8 protein-coding genes are annotated in these 10,175 nt (G+C 70.9%); 5 read left to right on the forward strand and 3 right to left on the reverse strand.

Annotation, left to right across the window (positions count from 1 at the left end):
* Positions 1–82 precede the first annotated feature (82 nt).
* Together manA and ACIQOE_RS29505 are read left to right on the forward strand one after the other, a co-directional pair.
* Positions 83–1,234, forward strand: a complete 1,152-nt coding sequence (gene manA, locus ACIQOE_RS29500; RefSeq protein ID WP_365576097.1) for a mannose-6-phosphate isomerase, class I — start codon at positions 83–85, stop codon at positions 1,232–1,234.
* Between the two features lie 170 nt (positions 1,235–1,404).
* The gene (locus tag ACIQOE_RS29505) at positions 1,405–2,385 is read left to right on the forward strand and encodes a cation diffusion facilitator family transporter (RefSeq protein ID WP_351935558.1); all 981 of its coding nucleotides are present in this window, start codon (positions 1,405–1,407) and stop codon (positions 2,383–2,385) included.
* 102 nt (positions 2,386–2,487) lie between these two features.
* On the opposite strand, the gene ACIQOE_RS29510 is transcribed toward ACIQOE_RS29505, so the two are convergent.
* On the reverse strand, positions 2,488–4,608 hold the full coding sequence (locus ACIQOE_RS29510; protein ID WP_401414724.1) for a fructose-specific PTS transporter subunit EIIC: 2,121 nt from the start codon (positions 4,606–4,608) through the stop codon (positions 2,488–2,490).
* A gap of 467 nt (positions 4,609–5,075) precedes the next feature.
* On the opposite strand from ACIQOE_RS29510, the gene ahcY reads away from it, so the two are divergent.
* A complete protein-coding gene (gene ahcY / locus ACIQOE_RS29515) occupies positions 5,076–6,533 on the forward strand; it encodes an adenosylhomocysteinase (RefSeq protein WP_351329014.1) in 1,458 nt (485 codons plus the stop codon).
* Positions 6,534–6,740: 207 nt separating this feature from the next.
* A complete protein-coding gene (locus ACIQOE_RS29520; protein WP_401414727.1) occupies positions 6,741–7,358 on the forward strand; it encodes a hypothetical protein in 618 nt (205 codons plus the stop codon).
* Positions 7,359–7,420: 62 nt separating this feature from the next.
* Here ACIQOE_RS29520 and ACIQOE_RS29525 read toward each other — a convergent pair whose 3' ends face one another.
* Entirely contained in the window at positions 7,421–8,590 is a 1,170-nt protein-coding gene (locus ACIQOE_RS29525; protein WP_365576090.1) for an RDD family protein, read from the reverse strand.
* A gap of 130 nt (positions 8,591–8,720) precedes the next feature.
* Here ACIQOE_RS29525 and ACIQOE_RS29530 point away from each other — a divergent pair, with 130 nt between their 5' ends.
* Complete coding sequence (locus ACIQOE_RS29530) at positions 8,721–9,728, forward strand: stage II sporulation protein M (protein ID WP_365565177.1); 1,008 nt, start codon at positions 8,721–8,723, stop codon at positions 9,726–9,728.
* A gap of 109 nt (positions 9,729–9,837) precedes the next feature.
* Here ACIQOE_RS29530 and ACIQOE_RS29535 read toward each other — a convergent pair.
* Positions 9,838–10,175, reverse strand: a 338-nt coding sequence (locus ACIQOE_RS29535) for a hypothetical protein (protein WP_399012709.1), incomplete at its 5' end; no start/stop codon positions are given.

A 10,175-nucleotide genomic window follows, 5' to 3' on the forward strand; every position in this document is an offset into this window, starting at 1 on the left:
CACCGGCGCACGACGGACCCGCCCGCGACCCCACGCGACCCCGGTCGCCCCCGTACGCAGAGAGAACCGGCAGAGAGAAGCCATGGACCGCCTCGACAACACCGTCCGCCCCTACGCCTGGGGTTCCCCGACCGCCATCCCGAAGCTGCTCGGGGTCGAGCCGAGCGGCGAGCCGCAGGCGGAGATGTGGATGGGCGCCCACCCGGGCGCCCCCTCGCGCACCGGGCGGGGCACCCTCGTCGAGGTCATCGACGCGGACCCGAAGGCCGAGCTGGGCGAGGCGGCGGTGGCCAGGTTCGGCCCGCGGCTGCCCTTCCTGCTCAAGATCCTCGCGGCCGGCGCCCCGCTCTCCCTCCAGGTCCACCCCGACCTGGAGCAGGCGCGCGAGGGGTACGAGGACGAGGAGCGGCGCGGGATCCCGGTGGACGCCCCGGACCGCAACTACAAGGACGCCAACCACAAGCCCGAACTGATCTGCGCGCTCACCGAGTTCGACGGCCTGTGCGGCTTCCGCACGCCGGAGCGGGCCGCCGGGCTCCTCGAAGCCCTCGGCGTCGACTCCCTGAAGCCGTACGTCGACCTGCTGCGCGCCCAGCCCGAGGAAGCGGCCCTGCGCGAGGTCCTCACCGCCGTCCTCACCGCAGACCGCGAGGAGATGGCCCACACGGTCGCCGAGGCCGCCGCGGCCTGCGCCCGCCTCGGCGGCGACCACGCGCCCTACGCGGGCCTCGCCCACCACTACCCGGGCGACCCCGGCGTGATCGCCGCGATGCTCCTCAACCACGTCCGCCTCCAGCCCGGCGAGGCGCTCTTCCTCGGCGCCGGCATCCCGCACGCCTACCTCGCCGGCCTGGGCGTCGAGATCATGGCCAACTCCGACAACGTGCTGCGCTGCGGCCTGACCCCCAAGCACGTCGACGTCCCCGAACTCCTGCGCGTCGTCCGCTTCGAGGCCGGCGACCCGGGCGTGCTGCGCCCCGAGGCGGCCCCGGACGGCGAGGAGGTCTACGAGACGCCGATCGACGAGTTCCGGCTCTCCCGGTACGTCCTGCCCGCGGGCACCACGGCCCATGACCTGACCCTGCCGACCCCGCAGATCCTGCTCTGCACGGCCGGTGTGGTCCGCGCCGGCGAGGAGGACCTGACCCCCGGTCAGTCGGTCTTCGTCCCCGCGGGCGAAAAGACGGAGGTCTCGGGCGCGGGCACCGTCTTCCGTGCCACGGTGATCGTCTGAGGGATCCTCGGTTCCGGACGGGTCGGATTGTCTTACCGGGATTGTGGATACCTGACGAACCACCCCCGGACAGGGCTGCAACAATGACCCGTCCGGCAAAGCACGTGCAAAGACGGGTACATGCCGGGACGGCGTGGACGGACGACGGCGAGAAGGGACATCGCGGACACATGAGCGCGTCAGGCGGCAACAAGGCGATCGTGGCGGCACTCGGCGCCAACCTCGCGATCGCGGCATCGAAGTTCGTGGCGTTCGCGTTCAGCGGCTCCTCGTCGATGCTCGCCGAGGGCGTGCACTCGGTCGCCGACTCCGGCAACCAGTTCCTGCTGCTCATCGGCGGCAAGAAGGCCCAGCGCGAGGCGACCCCGCAACACCCCTTCGGCTACGGGCGCGAGCGGTACATCTACGCCTTCCTCGTCTCGATCGTCCTCTTCTCGGTCGGCGGCATGTTCGCCATCTACGAGGGCTACGAGAAGATCAGCCACCCCCACCAGGTCGAGCACTGGTACTGGCCGGTGGGCGTCCTGGTCTTCGCCATCCTCGCCGAGGGCTTCTCGTTCCGTACGGCCATCAAGGAGTCCAACGAACTGCGGGGCAAGCTGTCCTGGTCGCAGTTCATCCGCCGGGCCAAGGCCCCCGAGCTGCCGGTCGTCCTCCTGGAGGACTTCGGCGCCCTCATCGGCCTGGTCCTCGCCCTCGGCGGCGTCGGCCTCGCCCTGCTCACCGGCGACGGCGTCTGGGACGGCATCGGCACGGTCTGCATCGGTGTCCTGCTCGTCCTGATCGCCCTCGTCCTCGCGGCCGAGACCAAGTCCCTCCTGCTCGGCGAGGCCGCGGGCGTCGAAGAGGTCAAGAAGATCGAGGCCGCGATCGTCGACGGCGACACGGTCACCGGCATCATCCACATGCGCACGCTCCACCTCGGCCCCGAGGAACTGCTGGTCGCCGCCAAGATCGCCGTCCAGCACGACGACACGGCCACCGAGGTCGCGAACGCCATCAACGCCGCCGAGGCCCGCATCCGCACCGCGGTTCCCATCGCCCGCGTGATCTACCTCGAACCCGACATCTACAGCGAGGCCGAGGCGGCCAAGGGCCCCGACCCGGAGGCCACCCCGGGCGGCCCGAACCCGCATCCCACCGGCCACTGAGCACCCGCCGCGGCACCGGCAGCAGCGCCGGCTTCGGCCACGGCGCGCGCGACACGGGCCCGCCTCCCCGCACCTCGGGGAAGCGGGCCCGCGGTCATCCGGTCACCCGACCTCGCTGAGCACGCCCAGCAGCGCCCGCTCGTCCGGCGCCGCCAGCAACCGCTCCCGGAACCCGGCGTCCATCAGCCTCCGGGACAGCAGCGCGAGGATCCGTAGATGCTCGTCCCCGGCGGCCGCCTCCGGTACCGCGATCATGAAGACCAGCCGTGCCTTCGTCCCGTCCGGCGAGTCCCACTCCACGCCCTTTGCCGACCGCGCGAACCCGACGACCGGAGCGGTCACCGCATCCGTCTTGGCGTGCGGCACGGCGATCTCCTCGCCCAGCCCGGTCGTCCCCTGCTCCTCGCGCCGCAGCGCGCTCGCCACCAGCTCCCCGGCGTCCGCGACCCGGCCACTGCGGGCCAGCAGCCCGGCCATCTCCCGGATCGCCTCCTCCTTGCCGCCCGCCTCCAGCCGCACCGCGACGGTCTCCTCGGTCAGATACCCGGACAGGACCTCGACCGCGTCGCCCCCGGACGCGCGCGGCGCCGTAACGGCCGCACCCCGCGCGCCGGCCGACCCCGACGCCTCCGCCGCTCCCGCCGACGGCCCGGAGCCGCCGTCCGCGCCGACCGCCACCGCAACCGCGCTCCCTCCGGGCACCGCCCCGACCAGCACGGCCCCGGGCACCTCGGCCGGCGCGGCCGTGTCCGCCGCCGGCACGGCGCCCCGCCCGCGCATGCTCAGGTCGATCAGCCCCACGGTCGCCGCCGCCGTCACCACCGACCCGATCACGACGGCCACGAAGAACATCGGCACGCCGGTCACGGCGCCCAGCACCGCCACGATCGGCCCGCCGTGCGGCACCGCGTCCTTCACCCCGGCCAGCCCGGCGATCGCACCGGCGACCGCGCCGCCCGCCATGTTGGCCGGGATGACCTGCGCGGGCCGCGCCGCGGCGAACGGGATCGCGCCCTCCGAGATGCCGAAACAGCCCATGAACAGCGAGGCGAGACCGGTCTCCCGCTGCTGCTCGTCGTACCACCGCTTCCGGATCAGCGTGGCCAGGCCCTGGCCCAGCGGCATGACCGGGATCGCGGCGGCGCACATGCCCATCACCGTCTGGTTGCCGGTCGCGATCAGCCCGGCGCCGAAGAGGAACGCCGTCTTGTTGACCGGGCCGCCCATGTCGAACGCGATCATCAGGCCCAGGATCGCGCCCAGCAGGATCGCGCTCGTGCCCGTCATGCCGCTCAGCCAGCCGGTCAGGTGCTCGAAGACCCAGGAGATCGGCTTGCCGATCACGTAGATGAAGAACAGCCCCAGCGCCGTCGTCGCCACGATCGGGATCACGATGATCGGCATGATCGGCTGGACGAACCTCGGGACCCTGACCTTCTTGATCCACAGCACCAGGTATCCGGCCAGGAACCCGGTCACGATCGCCCCGATGAACCCCGCGCCCGCCTTCGAGTCGTACAGCGACCCCGTGTTGGCGATCCAGCCGCCGATCATGCCCGGCACCAGCGCGGGCCGGTCGCCGATGGCGTAGGCGATGTATCCGGACAGGATCGGCACCATCAGCGTGAAGCCGATGACGCCGATGTTGTTCACGTCCATCCAGAAGGAGTCCTTCGGGATGACGAGACCGCCCGAGGGGTCGGGGCTGCCGCCCAGCGAGAGCGATATCGCGATCAGCAACCCGCCGACCACGACGAACGGGATCATGTAGCTGACGCCGTTCATCAGCGCCTTGTAGGCGACGCTCCGCTCCCTGCCGCCACCCGCCGACGGCTCCTCGGCCGCCGCCCCGCCGGGCCGGTGCACCGGCGCCGACCGCACCTGCTCGATCAACCGCTCGGGATGGCGGATGCCCTCGGCCACACCGACCTTGAGCACCCGCTTGCCCGCGAACCGGGCCAGGTCCACGTCCTTGTCCGCGGCGACGATGACACCGTCAGCAGATCTGACATCGTTGTCATCCAGTACGTTCTCGGCCCCGATCGATCCCTGCGTCTCCACCTTCATCCCGATCCCGCGGCTCTGGGCGGCCTGCGCGAGCTTCTCCGCGGCCATGTAGGTGTGCGCGATACCCGTGGGGCACGCGGTCACCGCCAGCAGCCGCACCTTCTTCGGCTCGTCACCCTGGCTGCCCGTGGGGGGAGGGCCTGCCGGACTGGTCACGTCGATCTCCTAACGCCTTCGTCACACCGAACGCCGTCCCGGACGTCCCGTGCGCCCGATCGGAGGCTCCGATCTCCCTGCATCCTGCAACACCCGCACGGCGCCTCAAAGGCGCGAAAGCCCCGGTCGGCCCCCCGCCGCCGCTCCTGCGCACCCCCTCGCCGAGACCCCCATCACCTCTTCACATCCCGCCCCGCCGACCGCGCCGGCCCCCCTCGAACGGCGTGAAGTGTCCGGAGGCGGACTGGGGAGGCCCGGCCCACCGGTGTAGCTTGGGACGGAGCCAGACGTCGCTGCTGATGGCGGTCGGGCGGTCCCCTACGGACCGGCCGAGGGAGAGAGGGCCTCCGACGGACTGCGCTGCGCGTACGTGGGCATGCCTGTGTCCTCTTCCCGGGCACCCCTGTGTCCGCCGCCGCGCAGACCAGCCGTACCCACCCTCGACCCGATACGAGGAGCAGCTCGCAATGACGACTGTCGACAACCGACAGGACTTCAAGGTCGCCGACCTCTCCCTGGCCGACTTCGGCCGCAAGGAGATCACCCTCGCCGAGCACGAGATGCCCGGCCTGATGGCGATCCGCAAGGAGTACGCCGACGCGCAGCCGCTGGCCGGCGCCCGCGTCACCGGCTCCCTGCACATGACCGTGCAGACCGCCGTCCTGATCGAGACCCTGGTCGCCCTCGGCGCCGAGGTCCGCTGGGCGTCCTGCAACATCTTCTCCACCCAGGACCACGCGGCCGCCGCCATCGCCGTCGGCCCGAACGGCACCCCGGACAACCCGCAGGGCGTCCCCGTCTTCGCCTGGAAGGGCGAGACGCTGGAGGAGTACTGGTGGTGCACGGAGCAGGCGCTGACCTGGCCGAACACCCCCACCGGCGGCCCGAACATGATCCTGGACGACGGCGGTGACGCCACCCTCCTCGTCCACAAGGGCGTTGAGTACGAGAAGGACGGCAAGGTGCCGTCCGTCGACACCGCCGAGTCCGACGAGCACCGCGTCATCCTCGAACTCCTGCACCGCACCATCACGGACGGCTCGCAGAAGTGGACCCAGCTCGCCTCGGAGATCCGCGGCGTGACCGAGGAGACCACGACCGGCGTCCACCGCCTGTACGAGATGCAGCGCGACGGCGAGCTCCTCTTCCCGGCGATCAACGTCAACGACGCCGTCACCAAGTCGAAGTTCGACAACAAGTACGGCTGCCGCCATTCCCTGATCGACGGCATCAACCGCGCCACCGACGTCCTGATCGGCGGCAAGACCGCGGTCGTCTGCGGCTACGGCGACGTGGGCAAGGGTTGCGCGGAGTCCCTGCGCGGCCAGGGCGCCCGCGTGATCATCACCGAGATCGACCCGATCTGCGCCCTGCAGGCGGCGATGGACGGCTACCAGGTCACGACCCTCGACGAGGTCGTCGACAAGGCCGACATCTTCGTCACCACGACCGGCAACAAGGACATCATCATGGCCTCGGACATGGCCAAGATGAAGCACCAGGCCATCGTGGGCAACATCGGCCACTTCGACAACGAGATCGACATGGCCGGCCTCGCCAAGATCCCCGGCGTCGTCAAGGACGAGGTCAAGCCGCAGGTCCACACCTGGAAGTTCCCCGACGGCAAGGTGATCATCGTCCTCTCCGAGGGCCGCCTGCTGAACCTGGGCAACGCCACCGGCCACCCGTCGTTCGTGATGTCCAACTCCTTCGCGGACCAGACCCTGGCCCAGATCGAGCTGTTCACCAAGCCCGACGAGTACCCGATCGGCGTCTACACGCTGCCCAAGCACCTCGACGAGAAGGTCGCCCGCCTGCACCTGGACGCGCTCGGCGTGAAGCTCACGACGCTCCGCCCCGAGCAGGCCTCGTACATCGGCGTCAAGGTCGAGGGTCCCTACAAGTCGGACCACTACCGCTACTGAGACACCGCTGCCGAGGCACCGCCACGGAGTTCCACCACCGCGGTGCCCCGGCAGGCTCAGCGGACCATCGAGGCAGGCCCCCGCACCCCCGTGTCGGGGGCCTGCCCCTTTGACCGCCGGCCCGGCCCGTGACCCGCCGGCCTACCCGAGCGGCCGTACCGCAGGCCCGTACTCCAGACCGGCGGCCCGCCAAGACCCAGGAACCCCATGCCCCGCGGCCGTTATTCGCTCCACGATCCGCACGATCACACCCCCCTCGGTGAAGAGCACTTCCAGTGCGCCCCCGGCCCTTCCGGCTGGCGCTACGTCTCCCGGCTGACCACCCCCGCCGGAGACGACGGCGGCTCGGTCGATCTCGCCCTCGACGATCTCGGGCGCCCCATCCGCCTCGAACTGCACGCCGGGAGCTGGCAGGTGCGCGGCGCCGCCCTCGACGGCGTCACCTGGGTCCGCACGGACCCCACCGGCGCTCATGCCACCGAAGGCCATGTGCGCGCCCACGCCTTCACCGGCACGTCCCCCGCGTTCCTGGTCGCCACCGCCCGTCTCCTGCGCCTCACCCCCTCCGCCGCCGCGACCCACGTACGCCTCGTGGCCTTCACGGACCCGGTCCTCGCCCCGCGCACCGTGGACCAGTCCTGGGCCTTGGTGAAGAGCGAAGCACACGCCACTGACAACGGCCCCCTGACCGTGGACGAATACCAGGTCACAGCCCTGGACACGGGGGAGCGGCACACCGTGCACCTCGCCGGCGACGTGGTCCTGGCGGCCCCCGGAATCGAGCTGGAGGACCTCCAGTCGCCGCCGTCCGTCTTCCACGACTGACGCGTCGCACCACCGCACCCCCGGATCCGGAAGTCCGGCAGCCCCGGGGGGACCGAGGAGGCCTAGGCCGGCGGCACGAACCCGGTGGACGGCCGTTCGGCCACGGGGGGAGTACCGGACGGAGAGGCCGCGGGCTGCTGCGAGGGCGGGAGATCGCCGTCCGGCGCACCCGCCACGGGTGGGGTGTCGCCGTGATGCGCGTCCGGCACGGGAGGGGCGTAGCTGTGGGGCGCGTCCGGCACCGGAGAGGCGTAGTTGTACGCCGTCGGCACGGGAGGGGCGTAACCGCCTGGCGCTCCCGCTGCCGGAGGTGTGTAGGCCGGGGGCGACGGCGGTACCGGTGGGGCGTAGCCGGGGGGAGCGGCCGGGGTCGGGGAAGCGTATCCGTGGGGCGCGCCTGGAGCCGTGGGGGCGCCGTATCCGTGGGGAACGGTAGGCGCCTGCGGGGCGTACGCGTTCTGCGCACCGGCCGCCGAGGGGGCCTGACCGGCGAAGGCCCGCCGGGCGTCACGCGCCTGCCGTTCCTGCATCACGGCCGCCAGATACGCCGCCGGCGGGGTGTCCCGTGGCGCCGGAGTCCCCGTCCGGGCGGCCAGGTCGGTGGCGAGCTGCTCGGCCATCGTCCAGGAGACCTGTGGATCGAGCTGCTGCATCCGCGTCAGGTACTGGCGTACGGCGAGCCAGAGCCCGTCCGGAACGGCCGACAGATCCAGCTCGGCGAAACGTCCCGCCAGCCAGGGCGGAGGCGGCGGAACGAACCGGGTCTGCCCGACGGGCACGCGCTCACGCACCACCAGGGTCCCGGCGAACACGTCTCCCAGCCGCCGGCCGCGCGCCGAGACCAGCGAGGCGATGCAGGCGACGACCCCGAAGGTCAGCAGGATCTCGACCACGCCGAGGGCACCGCGCACCAGCGCGTGCCGGAACCGGATGGGCCCGCCGTCGTCGCGCACCACCCGCAGCCCGCACGCCAGCTTCCCGAGCGAGCGCCCATGGCTCAGCGTCTCCACCGCGATCGGCCCGCCCACCAGCAGCAACAGGAAGGCCGCGATGGACAGGGCGACCTGCGCGGCGTCGTCCAGCGACGCCGTGGCCGCCACCAGACCGATGGAGACACCGATGTACACGGTCATGGCCACCACCAGGTCGAGCAGGATGGCCAGCGCCCTGCTGGGCAGCCTCGCGGGACGCAGTTCGAGGGCCACCGCCTCACCCGTCACCAGCTCACTCACGCCCGCCGCCTTCCCCTGGTCTGCCCTGTACAGGGCAAGTCTGCCAAGCTGAGAGCGCATCGCGCCGCAGTACGACAAGCTGACAGCTAAGACAGGCAGTCGACGACCAGCCGAGGAGCAGGCAGACCCGATGGACCTCGACGTCTTCGTCTCAGCACACCGAGCCGAGTGGGACCGCCTCGACGCGCTCCTGCGGCGGCAGCGGCGCCTCAACGGAGCCGAAGCCGACGAACTCGTCGCCCTCTACCAGCGCACCGCCACCCACCTCTCGCTGATCCAGTCCAGCGCTCCCGACCCTCAGCTCGTCGGCCGCCTCAGCCAGCTCGTGGCACGGGCGCGCAGCGCCGTGACCGGGACGCGCCGCGCGTCCTGGCGTGATGTCGTCCGCTTCCTGGGGCAGGGATTCCCGGCCGCGGTCTACCGTTCCCGGCACTGGTGGGTGCCCACCGCGCTCATATCCACCGCACTCGCGATCCTTCTCGGGTGGTGGATCGGCACGCACCCGGACGTGCAGTCGACCATCGCCGCCCCCGGCCAGCTCCGCGAGCTGACCCGGCCCGGCGGCGAGTACGAGACCTACTACTCCAGCCATCCCGCGGCCTCGTTCGCGGCCCAGGTGTGGACGAACAACGCCCAGGCCGCCGCGATGTGCCTGGTCCTCGGGGTGTTCCTCGGCCTGCCGGTGCTCTACATCCTCCTCGAGAACATGCTCAACCTCGGGGTCGGTTTCGGCCTGATGTCCTCGGCGGGCCGGCTCGACACCTTCCTGGGCCTGGTCCTCCCGCACGGGCTCCTCGAACTCACGGCGGTCTTCGTCGCCGCGGGTACCGGGCTCCGTCTCGGCTGGACGGTCATCGACCCGGGTCCGCGCAGTCGCCGCAACGCCCTCGCCGAAGAGGGCCGTGCCGCGGTGGGCATGGCCATCGGGCTGGCGCTTGTCCTGTTCGTCTCGGGCGCCATCGAAGGCTTCGTCACGCCGTCCGGCCTGCCCACCTGGGCCCGCATCGGCATCGGTGTCGCCGCCGAGCTGGCCTTCCTCACCTACGTCTTCGTCCTCGGCGGCCGGGCCGTTCGCGCCGGCGAGACGGGCGACCTCGGAGAGGCCGAGCGCAGCGCGTTCGTGCCGACGGCCGCCTGATGTGCGGAGACCCGCTGTGAGCTGCTAGTCTCCTCTTCGCCCCGGAAGACCCGTTGACACGGGTCGGTCGGGGAGGTAGATTCAAACAGTTGCCTAGAACTGGACAGGTTCAGGGCCGATCGTTAGAATCGATCTGCTTCATAACGGAGAATCTTCTCCGCACATCGAAGCCACCCTCCGATTTACTCAGAAATGAGTGGCCGGTCAGACCGGCCAAGAACTTCTGATAAAGTTGGAAACGCCGAAAGAGAGCCGGAAGGCAATCAAATAGGCAAAGGCCCTCCAACGGCCACCGGAAATGAATTCCGACCGGAAACGGAACGGAAAACGGATCTGGTAAGGTTGGAAACACCGAAGGGAAGCCCGGAGGAAAGCCCGAGAGGGTGAGTACAAAGGAAGCGACCGTTCCTTGAGAACTCAACAGCGTGCCAAAAGTCAACGCCAGAT

Origin of the sequence: Streptomyces sp. NPDC091282, from assembly GCF_044757385.1 — a bacterium.
GTDB lineage: Bacteria > Actinomycetota > Actinomycetes > Streptomycetales > Streptomycetaceae > Streptomyces > Streptomyces gramineus.